At 31.1% G+C, this 26086-nt stretch carries 26 protein-coding genes and 1 other annotated feature; of the genes, 24 read left to right on the forward strand and 2 right to left on the reverse strand.

Translation table 11 applies throughout. The features are described from left to right. The first annotated feature begins 381 nt into the window (after positions 1-381). From BUB36_RS19450 to BUB36_RS11565, 4 genes are all read left to right on the forward strand, one after another. Positions 382-567: a hypothetical protein gene (locus tag BUB36_RS19450; protein WP_131821253.1), complete on the forward strand. Its 186-nt coding sequence runs from the start codon at positions 382-384 to the stop codon at positions 565-567. A gap of 347 nt (positions 568-914) precedes the next feature. Next, positions 915-1337 carry a nucleoside recognition domain-containing protein gene (locus tag BUB36_RS11555; RefSeq protein WP_073150215.1) on the forward strand — a complete coding sequence of 141 codons (423 nt, stop codon included), beginning with the start codon at positions 915-917 and terminating at the stop codon, positions 1335-1337. A 14-nt stretch (positions 1338-1351) separates the two neighbouring features. After that, positions 1352-1819 carry a nucleoside recognition domain-containing protein gene (locus BUB36_RS11560; RefSeq protein WP_073150218.1) on the forward strand — a complete coding sequence of 156 codons (468 nt, stop codon included), beginning with the start codon at positions 1352-1354 and terminating at the stop codon, positions 1817-1819. A 352-nt stretch (positions 1820-2171) separates the two neighbouring features. Further along, on the forward strand, positions 2172-3206 hold the full coding sequence (locus tag BUB36_RS11565) for an HD-GYP domain-containing protein (protein WP_073150221.1): 1035 nt from the start codon (positions 2172-2174) through the stop codon (positions 3204-3206). Positions 3207-3301: 95 nt separating this feature from the next. On the opposite strand, the gene BUB36_RS11570 is transcribed toward BUB36_RS11565, so the two are convergent. After that, a complete protein-coding gene (locus BUB36_RS11570) occupies positions 3302-4300 on the reverse strand; it encodes an asparaginase (protein ID WP_334293002.1) in 999 nt (332 codons plus the stop codon). 429 nt (positions 4301-4729) lie between these two features. On the opposite strand from BUB36_RS11570, the gene BUB36_RS11575 reads away from it, so the two are divergent. From BUB36_RS11575 to BUB36_RS11640, 15 genes are all read left to right on the forward strand, one after another. Further along, a complete protein-coding gene (locus BUB36_RS11575) occupies positions 4730-5317 on the forward strand; it encodes a 5-formyltetrahydrofolate cyclo-ligase (RefSeq protein ID WP_073150227.1) in 588 nt (195 codons plus the stop codon). Between the two features lie 39 nt (positions 5318-5356). Beyond that, positions 5357-6130 carry an FAD-dependent thymidylate synthase gene (gene thyX / locus BUB36_RS11580; RefSeq protein ID WP_073150230.1) on the forward strand — a complete coding sequence of 258 codons (774 nt, stop codon included), beginning with the start codon at positions 5357-5359 and terminating at the stop codon, positions 6128-6130. Between the two features lie 395 nt (positions 6131-6525). Continuing rightward, on the forward strand, positions 6526-6780 hold the full coding sequence (locus tag BUB36_RS11585; RefSeq protein ID WP_073150233.1) for a YhdT family protein: 255 nt from the start codon (positions 6526-6528) through the stop codon (positions 6778-6780). 46 nt (positions 6781-6826) lie between these two features. After that, the gene (panF, locus tag BUB36_RS11590) at positions 6827-8284 is read left to right on the forward strand and encodes a sodium/pantothenate symporter (RefSeq protein WP_207550806.1); all 1458 of its coding nucleotides are present in this window, start codon (positions 6827-6829) and stop codon (positions 8282-8284) included. A gap of 587 nt (positions 8285-8871) precedes the next feature. Further along, positions 8872-10035, forward strand: a complete 1164-nt coding sequence (locus BUB36_RS11595) for a cysteine desulfurase family protein (RefSeq protein WP_073150235.1) — start codon at positions 8872-8874, stop codon at positions 10033-10035. 1 nt (position 10036) lies between these two features. After that, positions 10037-11212, forward strand: coding sequence for a tRNA uracil 4-sulfurtransferase ThiI (thiI, locus tag BUB36_RS11600; RefSeq protein ID WP_073150238.1), 1176 nt, complete (start codon positions 10037-10039; stop codon positions 11210-11212). Positions 11213-11355: 143 nt separating this feature from the next. Next, positions 11356-11691 carry an anti-sigma F factor antagonist gene (gene spoIIAA, locus BUB36_RS11605; RefSeq protein ID WP_073150241.1) on the forward strand — a complete coding sequence of 112 codons (336 nt, stop codon included), beginning with the start codon at positions 11356-11358 and terminating at the stop codon, positions 11689-11691. A gap of 31 nt (positions 11692-11722) precedes the next feature. Further along, on the forward strand, positions 11723-12151 hold the full coding sequence (gene spoIIAB / locus BUB36_RS11610) for an anti-sigma F factor (protein WP_073150299.1): 429 nt from the start codon (positions 11723-11725) through the stop codon (positions 12149-12151). Next, positions 12141-12923: an RNA polymerase sporulation sigma factor SigF gene (gene sigF / locus BUB36_RS11615; RefSeq protein ID WP_073150244.1), complete on the forward strand. Its 783-nt coding sequence runs from the start codon at positions 12141-12143 to the stop codon at positions 12921-12923. Before spoIIAB ends, sigF begins: the two co-directional genes overlap by 11 nt. 423 nt (positions 12924-13346) lie before the next feature. After that, on the forward strand, positions 13347-13502 hold the full coding sequence (locus BUB36_RS19725; protein ID WP_165613079.1) for a hypothetical protein: 156 nt from the start codon (positions 13347-13349) through the stop codon (positions 13500-13502). A 58-nt stretch (positions 13503-13560) separates the two neighbouring features. Then, entirely contained in the window at positions 13561-14019 is a 459-nt protein-coding gene (gene spoVAC / locus BUB36_RS11620) for a stage V sporulation protein AC (RefSeq protein WP_242655794.1), read from the forward strand. 12 nt (positions 14020-14031) lie between these two features. Continuing rightward, positions 14032-15051 carry a stage V sporulation protein AD gene (gene spoVAD / locus BUB36_RS11625; protein ID WP_207550807.1) on the forward strand — a complete coding sequence of 340 codons (1020 nt, stop codon included), beginning with the start codon at positions 14032-14034 and terminating at the stop codon, positions 15049-15051. Positions 15052-15061: 10 nt separating this feature from the next. After that, a complete protein-coding gene (gene spoVAE / locus BUB36_RS11630) occupies positions 15062-15418 on the forward strand; it encodes a stage V sporulation protein AE (protein ID WP_073150250.1) in 357 nt (118 codons plus the stop codon). Between the two features lie 27 nt (positions 15419-15445). Next, complete coding sequence (locus BUB36_RS11635) at positions 15446-16033, forward strand: stage V sporulation protein AE (protein ID WP_165613080.1); 588 nt, start codon at positions 15446-15448, stop codon at positions 16031-16033. Then, entirely contained in the window at positions 16008-17480 is a 1473-nt protein-coding gene (locus BUB36_RS11640; protein WP_073150256.1) for a spore germination protein, read from the forward strand. The genes BUB36_RS11635 and BUB36_RS11640 overlap by 26 nt, the downstream gene beginning before the upstream one ends. A 29-nt stretch (positions 17481-17509) precedes the next feature. Here BUB36_RS11640 and BUB36_RS11645 read toward each other — a convergent pair whose 3' ends face one another. Beyond that, positions 17510-20584: a transglycosylase domain-containing protein gene (locus BUB36_RS11645; RefSeq protein ID WP_073150259.1), complete on the reverse strand. Its 3075-nt coding sequence runs from the start codon at positions 20582-20584 to the stop codon at positions 17510-17512. A gap of 281 nt (positions 20585-20865) precedes the next feature. Continuing rightward, positions 20866-21075 (forward strand) — a binding site (T-box leader). 95 nt (positions 21076-21170) lie between these two features. On the opposite strand from BUB36_RS11645, the gene tyrS reads away from it, so the two are divergent. From tyrS to yunB, 5 genes are all read left to right on the forward strand, one after another. Continuing rightward, positions 21171-22397: a tyrosine--tRNA ligase gene (gene tyrS, locus BUB36_RS11650; protein WP_073150262.1), complete on the forward strand. Its 1227-nt coding sequence runs from the start codon at positions 21171-21173 to the stop codon at positions 22395-22397. A 758-nt stretch (positions 22398-23155) separates the two neighbouring features. Further along, positions 23156-23320 carry a hypothetical protein gene (locus BUB36_RS19730; RefSeq protein ID WP_165613081.1) on the forward strand — a complete coding sequence of 55 codons (165 nt, stop codon included), beginning with the start codon at positions 23156-23158 and terminating at the stop codon, positions 23318-23320. 109 nt (positions 23321-23429) lie between these two features. Next, complete coding sequence (locus BUB36_RS11655; RefSeq protein WP_073150264.1) at positions 23430-23861, forward strand: hypothetical protein; 432 nt, start codon at positions 23430-23432, stop codon at positions 23859-23861. Further along, complete coding sequence (locus tag BUB36_RS11660) at positions 23848-24915, forward strand: phosphodiester glycosidase family protein (RefSeq protein WP_073150267.1); 1068 nt, start codon at positions 23848-23850, stop codon at positions 24913-24915. Before BUB36_RS11655 ends, BUB36_RS11660 begins: the two co-directional genes overlap by 14 nt. A 123-nt stretch (positions 24916-25038) precedes the next feature. After that, a complete protein-coding gene (yunB, locus tag BUB36_RS11665) occupies positions 25039-25734 on the forward strand; it encodes a sporulation protein YunB (protein WP_073150269.1) in 696 nt (231 codons plus the stop codon). Positions 25735-26086 lie beyond the last annotated feature (352 nt).

The raw sequence follows: 26086 nt of genomic DNA on the forward strand, positions 1-26086 counted from the left end.
CGATGGTTTGAAAGAAAACCTGTCACCTAGCTAATGGGAAGACAAGTTGTAGGCAAGGGCGTTTTCGGCGACGAAAGGGTCTGAAGGAAGCTGATGACGGTTATTGGAAGGGAACGAAAGTGAACTAATGTTGGCATGTGTAGTGGATAACCCTCCATGAAGTGGGAACGTCCTAAAATTAGCTTAACTACATGTGTTCTGATGGTCGTTTTAATAACAGGCGGAGTAACTTAACCTCGGAAGTACTGTACTTGAAGCTGTAGATTTTACTATCAAGCGAAAGCAAGAAGTAAAAAGAAAGTGCAGTATGCAGATGAAGCCGTAGTAGTGAATAAACCTATACCTGTGAAAGCTAGTAATAGACTGAAGGAAAAAATATAGGTGACATATTGCGTAGTCAATATGGCTATCTTAAGCAAAAAGCTTATGATAGGTGCGAAGGGTGGAAGAAATTTCAAAGTGTATCTAAAAGAATTTCAAACAAGGGCGAAGGTGTTAAAAAGAAGGCTGAAATGCCTAAAGGTACAAATAGCTGGCATAAAACAACTTCGAGATAGGTCTCATTGATATAAAGAAGTTGGTTTGTTGTCGAATTATTATTAATTCGGTGAGAAATTTCAGGAGCCAGATACGGCAAATGCAAGTCTGGTTTTATGAAAGCAAAGAAAACAGGACTAATTATCCTGTTTTCTAGCTACTCGATTAGAATTTGATTAAATATTATTTTTAATTAATATGTTAAATAAATGACTGATAGTTATTTTGTTAATTAAATTTAATCTTTTATCAGAAAATACTTTAAGTTTATTGTTACCTATGCTATTATAAGTATGTTATGAATAAAGGGTCTATAGGGTTTATATGGTTACCTATAGCTGTATAAATTTATAAAATCTATAAATTAGGAGGTTTTAATGATTAATATTGATACTATTAAACGAGGCATAAAAAATAGTTTTAATACTGTTATAGAATTAGCAAAGGTTATTATGCCTGTATATTTTATTATTACAGTACTTAAGCATACACACATTTTGAATTATATAGCTATATGGTTTGAGCCTTTAATGAAAGCATTTGGATTACCTGGAGAAGCAGCAGTTGTTTTAGTTTTGGGCAATATACTTAATATATATGCTGCTATAGGAGCAATTGCTTCTATAACTTTAACCGCCAAGCAAATTACTATTATAGCTGTTATGCTATCTTTTTCTCATACATTACCTGTTGAAACTGCTGTTAGTAAAAAAATAGGAGTTAGTGTTATAGCTGTATTATCAATACGAATTGGTTTAGCTGTTATTTCTGGATTAATATTGAATTTAATATTTTTTTAGGAGGAAAATCGTTTATGATCGATATAACATCTATAATATCAGAAGGTATCATAGGGGGATTAAAATCTATTTTAAATATAGCAATAATAGTATTTCCACTTATGATTGTAATGGAAATCGCAAAGGATCTAAATATACTTGACAAACTATCAGATTATTGTAAGCCTTTAACTAAATGGTTGGGAGTATCAAAGGAATCTGCTTTTCCTCTAGCTATAGGATTAGTATTTGGGCTAGCCTATGGAGCAGGGGTCATAATCCAAAGTGCAAAAGAAGGAAATTTAGATAAGAGGAGTCTAATCCTTGTTAGTATTTTCTTAGTTTGCTGTCATGCAGTTATTGAAGATACCTTAATATTTGTAGCAGTAGGAGCAAATGGATTTCTATTATTAACTATAAGGCTAGTAACAGCTTTAATATTAACTATATTGATATCAAAAAAATTACTAATACCCAAAGATTCAAAACAAAGCATTGAATAGTTAAACCGAAAGGGATAAATGTCATTTCGGGATTTTTTTGATAGCAATTTTCAATTTGTTTTGTAAAAAATTAATCATTATGTTAAGTTTCATATTGGACTATATTCCTATATTTATAAATTTATAGAATTATATCTAAATAAAAAGGCTAAGATTTCCGATATAACTGTATGAAGATATAAACAAGCAAGATAAATTAAATTTATAATACTTTTATAATGAAATAATTAATGGAAGAAGGATAATATATATGTTTAATTGTCCTGAGTTTTAAATTTGCATTTATCTTGAGTAAAGTTATAAAAGAGAGATAGTTCTTTATAGTATTTGTTAAGTTTTAGGGGGGAATCATATGAAACTTATTTCAATTGATGAATTAAAGGATGGTATGATATTAGCTGAAGATATTATGGGAAAACATGATATATTATATGCTAGAAGTGGAACTATATTGTCTGAAAAACTTATAAGAGGATTGAAAAAAATAACTAAGGATTTTGTTTATGTTGTTGATGGAGAAGAAGATGATAATAAAGAACAGATAATTATAGTTGATAAGAACTTAAATAAGGAATATCAAAGGACAATAAGTGAATTTATAAAAATATTTACTAATGCAAAGACAGGAAAAGAAATAGTAGTTGGAGATTTAGATGAGACAGTTAACTCCCTAGTAGATGAAATTGTAAAAAACAATAATATATTAGGACGACTAAGACAGATAGATGTAAATGAAGAATACATATATAAGCATTCTATCAATGTTTCATTAATATCAACTATGATTGGGAAATGGATGAATTTTAGGCGCGATGAGCTTTATGATATTGCTTTAGCTGGACTATTACATGATATAGGAAAAAGTCAAGTGCCTAAGGAAATACTAAATAAAACTCAAGAGCTTACGGAGGAAGAATTAAAGGCTTTAAAACTTCATACAAAACATGGTTATGATATTCTTAAAAAAACATCTTTAACAAATGATAATATTATTTTTTCTGCTCTACAACATCATGAAAGATTAGACGGTAAAGGCTATCCTTTAGGGTTATCTGGCGATAATCTAAATATGTATAGTAAAATAGTTGCAGTAGCGGATATGTATGATGCTATGACATCTAAAAGTCCTAAAACTTCTTCATTTAAAGTGGCAGAATATATTTTTCAAAATAGCTTTGGTCAATTAGATCCAGTTATAGCCAACATATTCTTAAAAAATATATATCAATTCTATGTTGGAAATGTAGTTAAATTAAATAACAATAAAATTGGAACAGTTGTATTGGTTAATAATTACAATCCTACCAAACCATTGATAAAAACTTCAGATGAATATATTGATTTATCAGTAAATTATGATTATGAAATTATTGATGTTATAGCCTAAGAATTAAAGTTTAAAGAGGGATATTAAGGCCCTCTTTAAATAATATTATGGGTAAAATTATTATACAGCAATATTATTTTAGTTATAAAACGAATCTACTTAGTATAAAAATCTTTTTCAAATATTTCCTTAACCTTTTCATTATCATTAGTAATAGAGAGTGCCAACATAAGTTTTATTCTGGCTTTTTGTCCATTTAAACTGCCGCCAAAAATAACACCCAATTCCCTAAGCTTTTTACCTCCACCTTCATAACCATATGAGTCTAATACTCTTCCCATTGGACATCTTGATACTAGAACTACTTTAATTCCCTTTGAAATTGCATTTTTAACTCCATCTACCATCATAGGAGGAATATTACCTCTACCCATTGCTTCAATAACTATACCCTTAGCACCGCTATTAACACAAAAGTCTAATAAAGATGAGTCAATTCCAGCATAGGTTTTGATGAGGTATACGTTTTCTTCAATGCTATCGGTTTCTATATGATGGTGTTTTACTATGTCCCTATAAAAAATAAGCTCATCATTATCAACTATACCTAATGGACCAAATTCTAAGGACTTAAAAGTATCAAGGCTGAGGGTATGAGTTTTTGTAACCTCACTTGCAGCATTTACTTCATTATTCATAACCACAAGGACACCTTTGTTTTGTGATTGTTCAGAAATGACGGTACATATAGCTGAAGCCAAATTACTGGGCCCGTCATATCCTAATTCAGAACCATTTCTCATTGCTCCTACAACCACTATAGGTTTCTTAGAAAATATGTTCAAGTCTAATAAGTAGGCTGTTTCTTCTAAAGTATCTGTGCCATGGGTTATTACAATTCCATCAATATCATTTCTTTGGACTAGTCCTTTTACTATTCTAGATAATTGCATCATTTTTTGTGGAGTCATATGGGGACCTGGTATTCTTTCATAGTTCACAATTTCTATATCTGCAAACCTATCTATGTTTGTAACCATGGACATTATCTCTTCGCTTGATAAAGCTGGAATAGCCGCAGAAATTCTAGGATCAATTTTCATAGATATGGTTCCACCTGTAAAAACAACAGCAACCTTTTTATTTGTCATGATAAACCTCCTTGATAAGCTTATATATGATAATTAATATTATACAATAATAAAGTTAACAATTAAAAGAATATTAAGATATATTAATAAAAATTAGCTTACGAACTTGACTAAAGAAGAACCCATTCTAATAGTAATATACGCAATTATAAGATTTGGGCATTTAACAAAAAAAGAGCAAAAGACTTACCAATGGTAAATCTTTTGCTAGGGGTATTGGGAATAGAGATTATATGATTGAGGTTTTCCAGGGGGATAACCACAAAGAAATTATAACAAAATTCGACATAATTTGCAAGAAAAAATACAAAAAAATATGATAAAATTTAAATACGGAGTGAAATACAAAAATCCATTCCTAGAGATAATTGATTATAAGTAGTTATAGGTTAAAATATATATAAAATGATTCAAGATTTTATGGAGGTAAAGATGAAAACTAATACTAAAAAAGTTTTAAGGAAGAGTATGCTTATTCAGAGAAAAGAAATGAAGGATGAAGACGTTGAAAAGCATAGCAAAGAAATAATTTCTAAATTAACTGATTTAGAAGTTTTTAAAGAAAGCAGTAATATAATGATTTATCTAAGTTTTAGAAATGAAGTAGACACTTATAAATTAATGGATTATTGCTTAAATGTTGGAAAAAAAGTTATTGTACCCTTTTGCATAGAAGAAGAAAGAAAAATAATACCAAGTGAAATTAAAAATCCTGAGAATGAACTTATTCTAAATCATTTTGGGTATAAAGAACCCGATAGCAGCCACCTTCGAGAAGTGAAAATAGAAGATATAGACTTGGTAATAGTCCCTGGTGTAGTTTTTGATAAACAGGGAAATAGAATAGGCTTTGGGGGAGGTTATTATGATAGATTCCTCAAAAAATTGAAAGATACTACTATGACAATTGCTATATGCTATGATTATCAAATAGTTGAGAGGGTTCCAGTAAATGAATTCGATATGCCTGTAAAGAGTATAATTACTGAAAAAAGAATAATTAGAACATCTATGGTATAATTATGAAGAATATTAAGAAAAAATTTAGGAGGAATAATAATGAGTGCAAAACTAAAGGTGAATCTTTTAAGATATACTCCAGATGCTGAAAAACTTATTGCTTCAGCTGCCAAGCTTTGTTATTCACCCGTTGGTGTAGATAAAATAGAGGACAAGTTAACAGATGAAAATACAAATAAATTTTTAGATATGTTAATGAGTATGGGGCATGAGTCACCAATTGAACATGTCAGTTTTACCTTTGCTGTTGAGGGTGTTAGTAGAGTTCTAACTCACCAGTTAGTAAGGCATAGGATTGGATGCTCATATTCTCAGCAATCTCAAAGATATGTTAAGCTTGATCAATTTGAATACATAATACCTCCAGCTATAGAATGTATTCCAAAGGCAAAGGAAAAATTCATTAATGCTATGGAGGAAGACCAGAAAACCTATAATGAGTTAACTAATATATTATTTGAAAGTCATTATGATACTTATATTGAAGATGGATGCAGTCATAAGGAAGCCAAAAGACTTGCTGAGAAAAAGGCAATCGAAGATGCAAGGTATATTTTTCCAAATGCCTGTGAGACAAAAATTGTCTTTACCATGAATGCTAGAGCTTTATTTAATTTTTTTAAGCATAGATGCTGTAATAGAGCTCAGTGGGAGATTAGGGAATTAGCTACTGAAATGCTTAAGCAAGTAAAAAGTATAGCTCCTACTTTATTTAAATATTCTGGACCAAATTGTTTGAATAATCCTTGTCCTGAAGGAAATATGACTTGTGGAAAAATAAAAGAGGTAAGGGAAAAGTTTTCTAGATTATAATAAAATCTATTAAGATGTTTAAAACCTAAATTTCTAAAAAGTTATTTGAAGAAATTATTGTACTATGCTAAAATGAAATCGGATAGTATCTTTTAGTGAACTATACCCTTATTTATTAAACATTAAAAACTTGATAAGTTATTTATCTGCTCTGAGCCTATAATATGGACCGAGACAGAAGGATGGTGCAAGAAATAATATTTTTAGCCATGAGCTTAAGTTTTTGCATTACAATATACTCTTTCTATGTCTTTTTGTGCATAATAGACTTAGAAAGAGTTTTTTATTGTATAGGATCTCAAAGATTTTTCAAATAAATAAATCTGATAAAAAGAAAAGAGATAGATAACATTGAGTTTTTATTGTTAAAAATTAAAGGAAAGGAGAGATATCAGTTGAATAATAAGCAAAAAAATAAAATTTTAAACAAAGAAGCTTGTATAACTATTGGTCTTTATGCCTTCTTTTTTATTTGGTGGTATGCCTTTGCATATGGATTAGGATATCAAGAACCTTCAAAATATTCATATGTCCTAGGATTCCCCAGCTGGTTTTTTTACAGCTGTATATTGGGATATATAGTTATATGTGTATTATTATTTGTTGTTGTAAAGAAATTCTTTGTTGAAGTTGATTTTGATGAGGAATAATTTTTGAATTACTGTATAAGAAAAATTATACAAATAGGAGGTTAATATGGGCAATATTCAGATAATTATACCAATGATAGCTTATTTAACACTCATGTTATATATAGCTTATCGTAGTAACAAAGTAGCTATACAAACAGAAGGTAAGGGATTTTTACAAGAGTATTTTATCGGAGGAAGAAGTATGGGAGGTTTTGTACTGGCAATGACTCTTATAGCAACCTATACAAGTGCCAGTAGTTTTATTGGAGGACCAGGAGTTGCATACAAGCTAGGTCTTGGATGGGTACTTCTTGCCATGATTCAAGTGCCAACTGCATTTATTACGTTGGGTGTTTTAGGTAAAAAATTTGCAATAATATCTAGAAAAATTGAAGCTGTTACTGTAACAGAATATTTAAGGGCGAGATATAAAAGTGATGCTGTAGTAATCCTATCTTCCATTGCTATACTTATATTTTTTTCAGCTGCTATGATAGCTCAATTTGTTGGAGGAGCGAGGTTGTTTCAGACAGTTACGGGATATCCTTATATTGTAGGGCTTATAATATTTGGTATTACTGTTATAATTTACACTGCAGTAGGAGGTTTTAGAGCAGTAGCTTTAACTGATGCTATTCAGGGGATTGTAATGGTTTTTGCCACAATTTTTCTATTCTTTGCGGTTATAAAAACAGGTGGAGGATTAGAAAATATAATGGATTCCTTGTATCAGATAAATCCAGCAGCATTAACACCAGATTCAGGTGGAGCTATAGCTAAACCTTTTATTTTATCATTTTGGATTCTAGTTGGCTTTGCAGTACTAGGTTTGCCTCAAACAACAATAAGATGTATGGGCTTTAAAGATTCGAAATCATTACATAATGCAATGATAATAGGAACGATTGTCGTTGGATTCTTAATGCTTGGAATGCATTTAATAGGAGTTTTAGGTTCTGTCATAGTTCCCAATATAGAGGTTGGAGACTTAGCTGTCCCTACTATAACGTTGAAAGTATTACATCCAGTTTTAGCTGGAATATTTATTGCTGGACCATTGGCAGCCATAATGTCAACAGTTGATTCTATGTTAATTCTTTCAGCAGCTACCATTATTAAGGATTTATACATTAACTATGGCGGTAAAGATATATCATCTAAAAGGATTAGTAAGTTAAGCTTTTATACAACTGCTGTTCTAGGAATTATAGTATTTCTATTATCAATAAAGCCACCAGAATTGCTGGTTTGGATTAATTTATTTGCCTTTGGTGGTCTTGAAGCAGCATTTTTATGGCCTACTCTTTTAGGCTTGTATTGGAAAAGAGGAAATGCTACTGGAGCTTTACTATCTATGGCAACAGGAATAGCTGCATACTTCTATTTTACAATTCAAAAAGTTAAATGGTTAGGAATGCATCAGATAGTACCTACTGTGTTAATATCTTTGCTAGCATTTATTATAGGAAGCTATATTGGTAAAAAGAATGATGAAGATACCATTAAGCTATTTTTTGGATAACTTAACCTATTTTGATAGTTTCTATCCCGAGAATTTTAATATATAGAACGCACAAAAGATTTTTCAGTCTAAATTTTGTGGGCTTCTGTTTCCTTAATTTAATTCATGCAATAAACCTGTTTTTCACATGATATTGAAAGTGAAAACGGATTTATTAAAATCACTCAAAGGAAATATTAAAACTTTCTAAGGCACTTTGTAAACAAAAAATTTAATTAATTAGCACAATACGTTAATCTATTGTATGAGTAAAAAAGTGGAAGGACAATACTTTTCCACTTCTTTTTTATTGTCTAGTAACTCAAATTTTTTTTGCGAAAAATTGCATAGCCAAACACAGTAAAATAAGGGGTTGGAATGCAAATTAAAACTATTTACAGTGAATGTTTGTGCAAATTGTTTTCTTTCAAAACTTATTATAAATATCCTAATACTTGCAACTTGAAACATGGAACTTGCAACTTAAAATGTGTTGAAGACGCCTTTGTTCTAAAAAGAATATTAGTTTGAATATAAACCATCTCTTTACAAAAACTATTGAGTAAGATAAAATATGGAAAGAATATAATGTGGTAGGAGTGTTTTTAATGGAAGTTTATTTAGATAATGGAGCTACAACGAGACCTAAAGAAGAAGTAATTAATATAATGGTTAAAGCTATGACAGATTACTATGGTAATCCTTCATCTTTACATCGTAAAGGTATTGAGGTTGAGAAGTTAGTAAAAAAGGCTAGAAATCAAGTTGCTAAGGCATTAGGTGCTGATGAAGTAGAGATATACTTTACATCTGGTGGTACAGAATCAAATAATTTAGCTATTTTTGGATCTTTAGAGGGTAATAAAAGGAAGGGAAAGCATATCATTACTACAAGAATTGAGCATCCCTCGGTGTTAAATGTATTTAATGAACTGGAAAAGAGAGGCTATGATGTTTCGTATTTGAGGGTTGATAAAGCTGGACTTATAGATATTGATGAATTTAAAAACACATTAAGAAATGATACAGTCCTTATAAGCGTTATGTATGTAAATAATGAAGTTGGAACAATACAACCAATTTCTGAAATAACTAATATAATTAACAAAAGAAAAAACAAACCACTACTCCATGTAGATGCTATTCAAGCCTTTGGAAAGGTTAAGATAAACTTAAAGAAACTAAAGGTTGATTTAATGTCAATTAGTGGACATAAGATACATGGACCAAAGGGAATAGGAGCATTGTATGTAAGAAAGGGGACAAAAATCAAGTCAATAGTTTTTGGTGGAAATCAGGAACTTGGAATAAGGTCAGGGACTGAGAATGTACCTGGTATTCTTGGACTAGGGATTGCAGCTGATCATGTTAAAAAGGAATTTGATAATAATGTAAATAAAATGAGAAATTTGAAGGTTAAGCTATTAAATGGTATAAAAAATAATGTTGAAGGAATAAAGATAAATGGATTTATAGAAGAAGATTCAGCTCCCCATATACTAAATATTTCCTTTAAAGGAATTAGAGGAGAGGTTTTACTTCATTCCTTAGAGCAAGAAGGCATATATGTTTCAACAGGCTCTGCTTGTTCATCAAGAAAAAAGTCATTTAGTCATGTTTTAAAGGAAATGTTCCTTACAGAGGATGAAATGGAGGGAGCCATAAGATTTAGCTTAAGTTTTCAAAATACTGAAGAAGAAATTGATTATGTTATAGACAAGCTAAAGAATATAGTTAGAGATTTAAGAAAAGTTATTGGCGGGAGAGGATAACATGGAAAGGATACTTATTATAAGATACGGGGAAATAAGTTTAAAGGGATTAAATAGACCTTATTTTGAAAATACTCTTTTAAAAAATATAAAGACAGCTGTAAAACATATTGGAGATATGAATATATATAAGGCCCATGGAAGAATATATATCGAACTAGGGGATCATGATGATGAAGAGATAATAGAAGTAGTTATTAATGTATTTGGAATAGTTTCAGTAAGTGTTGCATATATTTTTGAAGCAGATATGGATAAGATATGTGAAATAGCTCTAGAGCATGCAAAGGAATGTCTAGAAAAGGATGATATAAAAACTTTTAAGGTGGAAGCAAAAAGGGCCAATAAAAAATTCCCTGTCAAGTCACCAGAAATAAGTAGAATGGTGGGAGGATATATACTAAAAAATACTGATGATTTAGTGGTTGATGTACATAATCCAGATGTGACAATCAATATAGAGGTAAGGGACAAGGCGTACGTATATTCAAGGAAAATTCCAGGATTTGGAGGCATGCCATATAAAACTAGCGGAAAGGCGATGCTCTTGCTTTCGGGTGGCATAGATAGCCCTGTAGCTGGATGGCTTGTCGCTAAAAGAGGTGTAGAGATTGAAGCTATCCATTATCATAGCTATCCATTTACTAGTGATAGAGCTAAGGAAAAGGTTTTAGAATTAGCAAGAATTTTGAGTAGATATTGTGGCAGGATTCGAGTACATTCAGTCAATCTTCTAAACATACAGAAAGCTATTAATGAAAATTGTCGTCTAGAGGAGATGACTATACTTTCCAGAAGATTTATGATGAAAATAGCCGAAAGAGTAGCAATGGATAGAAAGTGTAAAGCATTAATTACGGGAGAAAGTATTGGGCAGGTTGCTAGTCAAACAATAGAAAGCTTAAATGTAACAAACGCTTCCGTTAATATACCAGTATTTAGACCATTAATTGCTATGGATAAAATGGATATCATTAAAATTTCAAAAACAATTGATACCTATGAAACATCAATTCTACCATTTGAGGACTGTTGTACAGTATTTTTGCCAGACAGGCCTGTTACAAAACCTAGGCTCGATAAAATTTTAAAATCAGAAGAACTATTGGATGTGGAAGGCTTAATAAATGATGCTATTAACGAAATGGAAGCAATTATTATAAAATCAGAAGATTAGTGCTTATGGTGTCCTTCGACACCATTTTTTATATTGTGGGAAAATTAGAACCAAGAGTTACAAAAATAGCCAAATTTCACTGAAGGAAAAGATTATAAATTAAAGAATATTAATATAATACAAAAGAAATGGGAGGGATTGGATTGCAACTAAAATTAGAAGTGGAAAATAATACATTAATTGTTTACATTAATGGAGAATTGGATCATCATTCTGCAGAGGATGTACGGGAAGATATTGACACCGCCATAGATTCAAAGAATATTAAAAATATAGTTTTTGAACTATCAAATATGAAGTTTATGGATAGTTCGGGGATTGGAGTAGTCATTGGAAGATATAAAAAAATAAGTAAATTGGGAGGACGGGTAGGAGTTGTTAATACCAATGCTCATGTAGATAGGATTTTCCAAATGGCTGGAATATATAAAATCATAGATAAGTATTCTACTAAGGAAAAGGCTTTAGAAAATATGTAAAGGGGTGAATAGATTGAATTTTCAAAATTATATGAAGATAGAGTTTTTAAGTAAATCTCAAAATGAGTCTTTTGCAAGGGTTGTTGTGGCTTCATTTGTATCACAGTTGGATCCAACGATAGAAGAATTGGCAGATATAAAAACTGCTGTTTCGGAAGCAGTTACAAATGCAATAATCCATGGTTACGATAATTCAAATGAAAAGATAGTTATAGAATGTAAAATAAATGGAAATAATATAGAAATTATAATAGAAGATTTTGGTAATGGAATAGAGGATATAGAACTTGCTAGACAGCCTTTATATACTTCTAAGCCAGAACTAGAAAGATCTGGTATGGGATTTACAGTAATGGAGACCTTTATGGATGAGGTATTTATTAAATCAGAAAAGAATAAGGGAACAAAAATAGAAATGAGAAAAAGAATAAGAATAAGGGCTAAAGAAAATGAGGAGTAGATATTATGGGGTAACTGCTTCATTTAAAGAAAATAATAATTTTGATACTGAAAGAACATTTGAGCTAATTGAAAAAGCTCAAAAGGGTGACAAAGAAGCTCAAGCCATATTAGTTGATGAAAACCTTGGATTAGTAAAGAGCATAGTAAATAGATTTGACAATAGAGGATATGAAAGAGACGATATATTTCAGTTAGGAAGTATTGGTTTAATTAAAGCAATTCATAAATTTGACTCAAGTCATGGAGTTAGATTTTCTACATATGCAGTTCCAATGATTATAGGTGAAATAAAAAGGTTCTTAAGGGATGATGGAATAATAAAAGTAAGTAGAAGCTTAAAGCAAACTGCCAATAAGGTAAAATATACAAAAGAGGCCCTATCAAAGCGATTTGGAAGAGAACCAACAATACTTGAGATAGCAGATGAATTAAAAATTGATAAAGAGGAAATTGTTTTAGCATTGGAATCAAATACTCATCCTGATTATTTATATGACGTTATACATCAAAATGATGGTTCTCCAATACATTTAATCGACAAAATTAGTGAAAGTAAAAGTGAGGATAATGAAAAAATCATAGACAATATTGCCTTAAAGGAAGCCTTAAGTCAGTTAAAACCTAGGGAAAGGCAGATAATTGTTTTAAGATATTTTAAAGATAAAACTCAATCGGAAATAGCTAAAGGACTAGGAATATCTCAAGTGCAGGTTTCAAGAATTGAAAAAAAAGTATTAAAGCTGATGAAAACTATATTAGAAAAGACATGATAAAGCATGTCTTTTTTTTTGGAATTAATAAAAGCTAATATGGTTAATACTATAATAAAGATATGTTTTGAGGTGATAAAATGAAAGTCTATATTAATAAAAAAATAATTGTAATAATTTTTCTAATTATGATTTCTTTAGCTTCATTCTACCATGTGTCTAAAAAGACAAAAATAAATAGACCAATGTCCGCTAAGTTAGTTTTTAATACAGAGTATTATTTTATTAGTGATCATTTATAGATATTCCAGTAAAACAGTTAATTTATACACATTAAAAATCCTTAAAAACTCTGGATATTTTTATATGCATAAATTAAGTTTTACTATGGGAAATCTATATTAGTAAGAAAATGATCGAGTTAAAAGAGTAAATAATTCTAGGTTCATTAATAGATGTTAAAGCCTATATTGGAGGATTCAAATGAATACAAATTATTGTAAAAACTCAAGTGTAAGTTTAATTCTTATGAAAAATTATGAAGATAATGAAACAAGACATCAGTGTCAAGCTTTAATGATTAATAAAGATATTACGCAAACAAATATTAAAAAAAATTTAGAACAAATACGAAACTAATTATACCATAAATCTTATTAATGTATATCTATTATTGGTTCTTAGAGGAGATGTTAGTGTGAAAAAGCAAATAACAAAAATAAGTAAAGAAAAAGAATATAAAAAGTATGTGAATAAAAAGGTACCTAAACCTAGCTATTTAAAAAATAGCCTTTGGGCCTTTTTTGTTGGAGGAGCAATTTGTACCATAGCTCAATTTATTACGAATACATTAAAAGACTTTGGATTAAATAAAACCGATGCAAATACTGTAACAGTAATAATAATGGTATTTTTAGGGGCGTTTTTAACTGGACTGGGAATATACGATAAACTAGGGAAAAAAGCAGGTGCTGGATCTATAGTTCCAATTTCGGGATTTGCAAATTCCATTGTTGCACCTGCAATGGAATTCAAACGAGAAGGCTATGTTCTTGGAGTTGGAGCAAAAATGTTTAGCTTAGCTGGACCAGTTTTGGTTTATGGATTTGGATCTTCAGTAATAATTGGTTTACTATATTATTTTTTCACGAGATAAGGAGGTATAGATTTGGCAGTTAAAAAAATTGGTACTCAAACAGTAAAATTCGATAGTCCTCCTGTAATAACTGGAACTTCAAGTATTGTAGGACCAAAAGAAGGTGAAGGACCCCTTAGTTCATATTTTGATGTGATATTGAAGGACGATCTTTTTGGAGAAAAAAGCTGGGAGCTTGCAGAAAGTAAAATGCTTCGTGAAGCTGTAAAATCTGCTGTAGAAAAGTCAGGTAAAAAACTATCTGATATTGAATATATGTTTTCTGGAGACTTACTAAATCAACTAATGTCAGCATCCTTTGCTGCTAGGGATCTAGGTATTCCATTTTATGGTTTATATGGAGCTTGTTCTACTATGACAGAGTCATTAAGCTTGGGTGCAATGACTGTTGATGGAGGCTATGCTGACAATTTAGTAGCAGTAACTTCAAGTCATTTCAGTAGTGCAGAAAGACAATTTAGATTTCCATTGGAACATGGAAATCAAAGAAAGCTTACTGCCCAATGGACAGTTACAGGAGCAGGTGCTGCTATTGTATCTTCCTCTGGATATGGACCAAGGATTGATTATGTAACTACAGGCAAAGTTGTAGACTTAGGTATAAAAGATGCCAATAATATGGGAGCAGCAATGGCTCCAGCTGCTGCTGATACAATAGTAAAGCATTTTGAAGATACAGGACTTCCTACAAGTTATTATGACTTAATTATAACAGGAGATTTAGGTAAAATTGGAAAAGAAATTGCTGAAGAATTAGTTCTAGATAAGGGTTATGATATCTTAAAAAATTATAATGATTGTGGGCTTCTGATTTTTGATAATAAAGCCCAAGATACCCATGCTGGTGGTAGTGGATGTGGATGTTCAGCTTCAGTATTTTGTGGATATATCTACAAAGAAATGATGAAAAATAACATAAATAGTGTTTTATTAATTTCTACAGGAGCATTATTATCTGTTACAAGTACTCAACAAAAACAATCAATACCTGGGATTGCCCATGCTGTATCAATAACAAATAATAGATGCTAGGAGGTTTGAAATGGATTATATTAGAGCATTTATAGTAGGGGGAATAATATGTGTGATAGGGCAACTCTTAATGGATGGTACTAAGCTTACTCCAGCCCACATATTAGTTTCTTTTGTAACAACTGGGGCCATTCTGACTGCCCTAGGAATATACGAACCTATAGCAAAATTTGGTGGTACTGGAGCAACTATACCGTTAACTGGATTTGGTTATTCATTGGCAAAAGGAGCAATGGACTCAGTTAAAAAAGCTGGTTTAATTGGAGCCTTCACGGGAGGTATTCAGTCGACTGCGGGAGGGGTTGCTGCAGCTGTTGTATTTGGATACATAATGGCAGTAATTTTTAATCCTAAAAGTAAGAAATAGATTTTTACAATTAGAGGGGAAATAATTATGCAAAAAAAAAGAAGAATAATAATTGTTACAGATGGTGATGGATTTGCTAAAAGAGCTGTAGAAAGAGCTGTAACAAATATTGGAGGACGATGTATATCAAGCTCTGCTGGAAATCCAACTCCCATAAATGGAAAAGAAATAGTTAATTATATCAAACAAGCTAAGCATGATCCTGTTGTTGTCATGGTAGACGACAGGGGACATAATAGAATGGGTAAAGGAGAGCAAGCTTTAAAGTATATTATAAACCATAATGATATTGAAGTTTTAGGTGTAATTGCTGTTGCTTCTAATACAGAATATGTTAATGGCGTTGAGGTGGATTTCTCTATAACAAAGGATGGTGAAATAATAAAGGAAGCTGTAAATAAATTCGGTGATAAAACAAATCAACAAGTTTTGTTTGGAGATACAGTTGATGTGCTAAGTGAATGTGATGTTCCATTAATAGTTGGAATAGGTGATATTGGTAAAATGGATGGTAAGGACGATTGTGAAATTGGTGCTCCTATTATAACAAGGGCAATGGAAGAAATAATAAACAGGAGTGGAAGAAAAGATGAAGCTATCGAAGAAAATAAGTGAAAACATAGGGCTTCTTGATAATAGAATAGGTATATCCAAAAGCTTTGATATTGTTAATAGAGAAATCAAAATAGGAGGCAGAGCTGCTTCCTTATTATTTATAGATGGTTTTGCTAAAGACGACATTATGCTCTTTATACAAAAAACCCTACAATGCCTACGAAGAGAAGATATAAATTCTAATATTATTGAAAAATTAATGACGGAAAAGATAGCATACTTAGAAGTAGAAGTAACTGATGAAATTGAGCAGTTAGAATTTATGGTCTTATCTGGAGCCTTAGCAATACTGATAGATAAGGAGGATAAGGCAATTATTTTAGATGTTAGAACATATCCTGCTAGGGGTCCAGAGGAGCCTGAACTTGAAAAAGTAACCCGAGGATCAAGGGATGGGTTTACAGAGACCTTAGTATTTAATACAGCATTAATCAGAAGGAGAATAAGGGATCCAAATCTGAGATTTGAGATAACTAAGGTTGGAACAAGATCTAAGACAGATGTTGTTATAGGTTACATAAAGGATATAGCCAATCCAAAACTAATAAATGATTTAAAGAAGAAAATAGATGAAATAAGGACCGATGCACTGGAAATGTCAGAAAAAACTCTGGAAGAATTTATATTGGGTAGAAATTGGAATCCACTGCCTCAAGCGAGATATACTGAAAGACCTGATGTTACAGCTTCCCATCTTCTAGAAGGGCATATAATTCTTATTGTTGATAATTCTCCAAGTGTCATGATAGTACCAGTTACAATGTTTCACTTTACTCAACATGCCCAAGATTATTACCAAAATCCTGCAGTGGGAACTTATTTTAGATGGATAAGATTTATTGGAATATTTTTTTCATTGATAATACCACCACTTTGGCTATTATTAGTATACTACAAAGGCGTTGTTCCTGATTGGCTTGAATTTTTAGGTCCTAAAAAGACAGGGGAAATTCCACTACTTATACAATTCATTATACTTGAATTTGGTATTGATTTATTAAGAATTGCTTCAATACATACACCAAATGTTTTGTCAACTTCTCTTGCAATAATTGGAGGTTTGGTTTTAAGTGAATTTGCTATAAAGGTTGGTTGGTTTGTTCCTGAAACTGTACTTTATATGGCAGTAGCAGGGTTAGGTATGTTCGCAACACCCAGTATTGAATTTTCAATGGCAATTAGACTTTTTAGATTGATTTTGCTGATAGCTACTGGATTATTTAAGATATATGGATTTGTAATAGCCTTGATATTTATATTTATAGTATTTATTACTACTAAGTCCTTTGGTTATATAAGATATACATGGCCTCTTATTCCCTTTAATGGCAAAACTTTAGCTACTATATTAACTAGAAAGCCAATTCCAGAGGTGAGAGAGAGACCTAGTTTTTTAAATCCTAAAAATAAGGAGGCTGCACCGCCTAATGAAGAAACACCCAAATAAATATCCGGTAGTTTTCTACCGGATATTCTTTAATCATTACTGTCTATTAAACTATCATCATCACTATCAACAACGTCATCATTAGAGTTTGGATTATTTGTTTCGGGATTCTTATTTATGTTGGTGTTATCCAATGGAGATTTAACTGTACCATCTGGATATACAATAGTTCCATCTATAAGAAGCTTGGTTCCATCTGGATAAATTCTTGTACCATTTGGTAAAACTATAGTACCAATAGGTAAATTTTCAATAGGTGTATTAGTGTTAAAATTTGATGTATGAATATCACAGTATTCCTTTGGAACCTCATATTGATAATCCGTAGGAATATAGCCACCATGTTCTTCAGGATTATAAGGAATAGGTCTTTTGATGAAAACCTGATTACCAATAACATCACCTGGGCAATATTCTGTAGCAAGCTTTCCACTTTCAGCACAAATAACTGCTTCTACATGGACATCATCATATTCAGTTGGCTGGGTACCTGCAATAAAGTAATAGTTTCTTACAGTACTTCCTCTTGGATCCTTTGAAGAAAGCTCTGTAGGAAGCTTTCCAGATTCTTTATCTATGGCTACACGAATTATGCCTTCAGGTTTTTCAAAATTCTTTTCTTCCAATCCTTCATGCATTTTAGTCATAATTTTCTTCCAAAGTTCGGCACTTAGCCTACTACCATTAGGAAGATCTATTTGAAGGTCGTTACCAATCCATACGCCAGCCACATAATAAGGGGTATATCCTACAAACCAAGCATCATAATTATCGGATGTAGTACCTGTTTTACCAGCTACATGCATATTTTTCAATCTTGCTCTACCACCAGTACCACCTTCTTCAACGCCGCTTCTTAGCATATCTGTCATGATATAGGCTACTTGAGGGCTTACCACGTAATTTTTTTGAGGCTTGTTTTCTAAGATAATATTACCATCTCGATCAGTAACCTTTGTAAAAGAAAAAGGTTTTATATGGATACCTGCATTTGCTAAACTTCCATAGGCAGATGTTAATTCTAAAGGAGAAATACCTTTAGTCATACCACCCAATCCCATGGCAGCAGAATTCGTATCAGTAGAAGCACCAGATTCTACTATGCTGGAAATTCCCATTTTTTTCAAGTATTCAATACAAGTAGATATTCCAAGTCTTTCTGCAAGAATTACTGCTGGAACATTCATAGAATGTTGTAAAGCTTCTCTTAGAGTTGTAAGTCCCCAGTATCCTTTATGCTTTGGATCGCTTTTTCCATACCAGTTTCTAGGCCATCTCCTACCATTAGCATCATAATGGGGTATATCATCTATTATTGATGCTTCTGTCCATTCTTTACTGTCAATAGCTGGTGTAAAAACAGAGAGTGGCTTAATTGCAGAGCCTGGTTGTCTAGGACTTAACGCTCTATTAAATTGTTTTTGTCCTTTAATGTTTCTTCCACCTATTAACGCTTTGATTTCTCCAGTTCTATAATCAATTATTACCGTTGATGATTGAGGTTGGATAATCCCCTTGCTACTTATACTATAATTATTCTTTGATATGAGTATGTTGCCGTTACTATCCTTTTTAAAGAAATTAGGATTAGATTTTAAAAACTCACTGGCTACGATTAAATTATTATTTTTGTCGTAGGATTTGTACTGTGGTGGTATTTTAACAGTATTACCCTTATACATATACATATCTTTCTTATCATCGAATTTATAAGAATCCATAACTTTTACTTTAATACCAACTAATTTTCCTTTTTCCTTCAAGGAGATAAAATCCAGCCTTTTATTTTTTAGAAAAATCAAATCACCGTTATCGGCATATTTAAAGTCGCCTTTTGGTATTATTAAATCACCATCTTTTGAAATAATATTTTCCTGTTTATATAAAACTATTGAATATCCTATTGTTTTACCGTTACTTTTTACGGCCTTTAAAATATTGCCTTGTTTATCCTTTCTAATTGACTGTAACTGAGGAAAGTTTTTGTTATCGGCATATATGTTTTCAAGGTTTGTTTGCATATCTAAATCTAATGTACTGTAAATTTTTAGCCCTTGTGTATATAACATGTTTCTTGCTTCTTCCTTTGCAATATCTAATTCTATTGTAAGAGCATCTATAACTTCATCCTTAACTAAATCAGTAAAGAAAGAAGATATATTGGTATTTTTTAATTTTCCTGGTTTAAGTTTAGTTTTTAAATCAACGTTCTTTGCTTCTTCATATTGTTTTTCAGTTATACTGTTAGTTGTTCTCATAAAAAATAGTACATCTTTATATCTATCAAGACAACTTTCATTAAAGACAATGGTGTATATTTCGTCACTATCATCTAAAACATAATCATCTTCATCAACATCCTCTTTCTTTTTAGTTATAAAAGGGGAGTGTCTTCTAGGACTTTGAGTAATACCTGCAATTAAGGCAGATTCCACTAAGTCCAAATCCTTTGCATCTTTTGAAAAATAGGTTTGAGCTGCTGCTTGAACTCCATAAGCCCCACTTCCTAAATAAATAGTATTAAGATAGGCTTCAAATATTTGTTCTTTTTGTAAAGACTTTTCTAATTGAATAGCATAATAGGCTTCTTTTATTTTTCTTGTCAATGATCTTTCGCTTTTAATTTCAGATAAATAAATGTTTCTAGCCAATTGCTGAGTGATTGTACTAGTCCCCTTTATTCTGCCACCAGATTTAATACCTTGTATAACAGCACCAACCAGTCTTTTATAATTGAAGCCATGATGCTCAAAAAAGGTTCTATCTTCAGTAGAGATAAAGGCATTTTTTAAATCATCATCAACTTCTTCATATTTAACAATAGTTCTTAACCCATCCCGTTGAATTTTCTCTAAAACATTGCCTTTGTTATCATAAATAAATGAGTTTTCATCTAACATTAAAGGTATTCTTGATGGATCAATAGGTTTTACATCTTTTAATGCAGCACTAACAAGGCCAGCAGCTATTCCAACTCCTATAAATCCAATAATTATAAAAAGCAAAAAAGTAATTTTAAGAAAAAGTAAAATTTTACTTTTTTTCTTAGATTTTTTTTTGCTTCCCTTCGATCTCTTTGACCGACGTTTATTCTCTTCACTCATTTTCAATTACCTCCCTAATTTGTATAAAAGGGCTATTAATAGTATAAACTATAAAAGATATTATATCACATCATATTAAACTTGTTAATTCTATTAAGATTATAATAAGAATTGGGAGATAAATATAAGTGTAGATCTATATATGTAATACAATCTTAATATTATTAGGGATTTGGGTCTTAATTGAGACAAATTAAATTTTTAAATTTTGCTTAATTAATTTTTAAAAATTCTTGTCATTATAGATTTATTATGGTAATATAAGGCTAATATATATTTTGATAGAAACTATGAAGGATTTAAGTAGTTACCCGTGGTTACAATCAAAGAGAGTAGGTCGGGTGGTGAGAGACCTACAGTACATGGGATAATGAAATACACTCTGGAGTTTTGAAGCCTATAAGTGCTTTGACGGTTGCCACTCGTTATCGTGGTTCGAGGCATTACTATATGCGAATTAAGGTGGTACCACGGGCCTTCTCGTCCTTAAAAGATGAGTAGGCTCTTTTTTATTACTTTGAAGTTCAGATATTTTTCCATGGAATTTAATATTGAAGAGACTTGATAAAAAAGTGGAGGGATTGATATGAAAAACGTTTTTGACGTATTAGTTGAACGTGGGTATATTAAGCAGACTACCCATGAAGATGAAATTCGTGAGCTTTTAGGTAAAGAGTCAGTTACTTTTTATACAGGTTATGATCCAACTGCGGATAGTTTACATGTAGGACACTTTTTACAAGTAATGGTGATGGCTCATATGCAAAAAGCAGGGCATAGACCTATTTTTTTAATTGGTGGGGGAACTACTATGGTAGGAGATCCATCTGGAAAAACTGATATGAGGAAAATGTTGACTAGAGAACAAATCGAATATAATGGAGAATGCTTCAAAAAACAGGTATCTAATATGCTTGATTTTTCAGAAGGTAAAGCTATTATGGTGAATAATGCTGACTGGCTCATGAATTTGGAGTACATTCCATTTTTAAGAGAAATTGGAAAGCATTTTTCAGTTAATAGAATGCTTACAGCAGAATGCTATAAGGCACGTATGGAAAAGGGATTATCTTTCCTTGAATTTAATTATATGATTATGCAGTCATATGACTTTTTACAACTGCATGAAAGATATGGCTGCAAGCTGCAGTTAGGTGGAGACGATCAATGGTCCAATATAATATCTGGAGTAGATCTTATTAGAAGAATAAAAGGTGAGCCAGCATACGGTATGACTTTTACCCTGTTGACCAATAGTCAAGGTAAAAAAATGGGCAAAACTGAGGCAGGTGCAATATGGCTTGACCCTAAGAAAACATCACCATATGATTTTTACCAATACTGGAGAAATGTTGACGATGCTGATGTTGAAAAGTGTTTATCTTTACTTACATTTTTACCTATGGAGGAAGTAAGAAGACTTGGAGCATTAGAAGGTTCAGAAATAAATAAAGCTAAAGAAATACTTGCCTTCGAAGTAACAAAGCTTGTTCATGGTGAAGAGGAAGCCCAAAAGGCACAACAAGCTGCAAGGGCTTTATTTGGAAAAGGTGCTAATATGGAAAACATTCCTTTTACTGAAATTTCAAAATTAGAGATTGGTGAAGGGATAGATGTGCTATCTCTTTTAACAAGAATCAATATTGTTTCTTCTAGAGGAGAAGGCAGACGATTAATACAGCAAAATGGATTATCCATTGAAAATGAAAAAGTGAAGGATATAAACCTTATTATAAAAGAAGAAGATTTTAAAGATGGTAAACTGCTTGTGAGAAAAGGAAAGAAAGTATACCATCAGGTAAGATTGGTGTGACAAGGAGAGGTTTCGCTTGTCAGATGCGAATTGCTTTAAAAGGAGTATAAGAACTAATTTTACATGGAAGATTTTTCAAAATATAATATAGACAGATAAAATCGATCTTTAAAAAACAGTTTGTTTTATATTGTAGGTTGTTGAATAACTATTTCTTCCAACAGTAAAATACTGCGTTTACACTATTAAGCATATTTTTCACAAAAATAATTATAAGCCTGTAATATAGTGAATTAGCTAAATTAACAATTTCCAAATTTAGTTATTCAACAACCTAATATTAGTTTAAAATACATAGACCTTAGATTTTGTGTGTTTCATTTTTTTGATAACCTGACAAATAGGAAAGGAACTGTTTACAGCAATGTATATAGTTAAATTAAAAGAAATACCAAATTATAAAGTAGTATCAACAAGGCAAGGGTGAGAATGGATATCTACAGTAAAGAAGGTGATTCATATGCTATGTTAGGTTGATTTGCTTAAGATGATCCATTGCAACCTATTTTCAGAGTAGCATAAGAGACTAATTTATTTTAAATACCTTTTGAAAGGTCTATAGAAATATGTTATAATCCTAGTAGAAAAAATTTTGTAAATTTGGCTAGACGTTGATGTTTTCAAATTTTTAATTTTTTATATCTAAATTTATAATGTTTTTGGTAGGAAATATGGCATTAATTCAGCCTACTGTTTAGGATATTCAAAATAGATATATATTAACAGGATATAGAGCAACTATTTTATCTATATATTCAATGATGGGAGATTTGGTTATAGCAAGTGCAAATATATTTAAAACAGATAAGGTAGCAGATATTTCTATAGAAGTGATATTTAAAACATGTGCAATGATACGTATCTATGGATATATGTTATTTTTCTCTTATAAGAATAATAACAGTGAAAAAAAGTACATCTAGATATCAAGTAAAGAAAAAGACAAATAAGAAGAGATAAAAAACTCTTCTTATTTTAGTGAAAAGTTATAAATTTTATTTAAATAAAATTTATAAAGTAAAGGGAGATTTTATGACAGACAGTATGAATCCACAAAGTTATCATTCTAGAAAACCTAAAAGAAAAAAGAAAAAAGGTAATAAAATATTACTCAATATTTTTTTGTTTATTATAAGTATAGGACTTTGGAGTGGAATAGTATATTATGGATATATTTATGCTAAGGACTATATTGATACATCCATAAATAATGTTATGCAAAATAACATAATGGTAGTTGAGCAATTAAAAGAAGAGGTTAAAATAGTTAATTCTGATATTAGGAGACTTCGAAAGGAAATAAAGGATTTAAAGGAAGAGGTTAGGGATGCAGATTCAACTTTATCAGATGCAAATCATATTCAAGAAGATATTGAAGAAAGACTCAAATATTTAGATGATAAGTTAATAAAACTTAAAGAGAGTCTTAGAATCTTAGAGGAGGCACCAAATGTCAAAAATTAATATTTTTATTTTTTTCTTGGTAGCGCCTTTCCTATCTCTTTTTTTAGTTTGTATGGACTTTGTTGAAATTTCTAATGCTCTTCATATTCCATTGAAAGAGGCTCAGAAAGATATTAGGGGGCTCCATAAAGAGACCGAAAATTTCCATGAAGATATTGTAAGCCTAGAAAATCAAATTTATAAATTTCATGAAGGAGCAATAAATCAGCGTGAAACCTTCAATAAGCAAGGTGATAAAATCACTGAGCTTTCTAATCTCAGTGATAAACAGAAAAAGCTTTCTGAAGATATCTATGAACAAAAGATATTGGAAATGCTTGGACCAGCTATAAAGGCTCATATCAGTGATAGAGTTGAAATAAAGATCTTTCAGTTGAAAGAATTAGGTTATAGAGGATATATTGCAAAGGTTAAGCTGTTTGACCCTTCGGCCTTTAAAGTTAATTTAGCAAAGGATAAGCTTGGAGAAGCTGAAACGGTGTCTAGTATGGCAAAAAGAAAAGGCGCAATACTTGCCATAAATGGAGGAGGTTTTTTTTCAACTAAGAAAAATGGTAAAAAATTTATAAAGATGACAGCAAATACTGTAGTGGATGGACGTCTTTTAGAGCCCTTTTATCAAGATGGAGAAAACTTCTTTTTTGCGGGAATTAACAAAAAAGGACAAGTTATAGGAACTGTTCCAAGAAAACTTGAGGATATTCTAAAGCTTGATCCCTATCAAGGGGTAAGCTTTGTACCTATGCTTTTAAAGGATGGTAAAAAGGTCCAAATTCCTAAGCAATGGAAAGAAACAAGACATCCTCGTACAATACTTGGGAAATATAGTAATGATGATTTGATTATGATAGTCATAGATGGGCGTCAAGGGGAATGGAGTATAGGGGTTAGTCTTGAAAGGCTTCAAGACAAACTACTGGAGCTTGGAGTAAAAGACGCTTATAATCTTGATGGAGGAGGATCAAGTACATTTTATTACAATGGAGAAGTTTTAAACAGACCTTCAGATGGAAGAGAAAGGCCAGTAGTAAGTAGTATATTGATTTATCCTTAAGAAAAATAATAATAATTACTAATAAGGGATTGAACTTGTGCGTAATAATAAATATAAATATCATTAGGAACTAGAACTAAAACACCCACTTCAATCATATCATAGATATAAGGGGGTGTTTTTGTGTTTACCCGAAAAAGGCATAGGAGAGCAGCTAAAAGTCATAGAAAGGTTTTTGCATATACATATATAATTTTATTAATTTCACTACTTCTAATAATATATGGATTTGTATTAGTAGATAGAAAAATTAAGCCGACTGTTTTAACTATAGCTGAAATTAAGGCTAAGGAAATAGCCTCTAAAGCAATAAATGAATCGATACGTGACAAGATTACTGATGATATAAGATATCAAGATCTGTATTTTATTAGAACTGATAGCGAGGGGAATATTACCTTTATGCAAGCAAATACCATAATGATGAATAAAGTAGCGTCGGATGTAGCCTTAACTATACAAAATAGAATAAGATCAACAGAAACAGCAAGTATAAGGGTTCCTCTTGGTAATATTTTTGGTAGTCAACTTTTAGCCCAATATGGGCCAAAGATTAATATTAAGGTAACACCTATAGGTAGAGTAAATGTTGACTTTTTTACAGAATTTCAACAGTCTGGGATAAATCAAACAAGACATAAGATATATTTGGCCGTAAATACTCAGGTTAAAACTATAGTTCCATTTATCTCAAAGAACATAGATGTACAATCTACTGTTCCAATTGCAGAATCAATTATAGTTGGAAGGGTTCCTAATAATTATATAAATGTACCAGAGGAAGAGTTTATGAATGTGGTTCCTAGCGGAAGTGAGTAATGTTGTGGTAAGGAATTAATTTAACCCATTGTTCTAATAAATAAAATTTTGTAGCTTTGAAATACCTTAGAGGTTTTAATATTTCATTTGAGTGATTTTTATAAACCTGCTTTTCCCTTCGATATCATATAAAAAAATAGGTTTATTACATGAACGAAAAGGAAATATTAAAACCCCATTAGGTAGAAATTAGCACAATGAATTAAATTAGTACAGTTGTATATTTTTATATTTAAAATTATCATTTTCTGTATTTTTAAAACTAGTATACTATATATAATTTAACCTAAGTATTGTTGACTCTGGAATATGTTTTATAAAAAGATGACTAATATAGAATAAAAAATAAATT

This window comes from Paramaledivibacter caminithermalis DSM 15212, assembly GCF_900142245.1.
Classification (GTDB): domain Bacteria; phylum Bacillota; class Clostridia; order Peptostreptococcales; family Caminicellaceae; genus Paramaledivibacter; species Paramaledivibacter caminithermalis.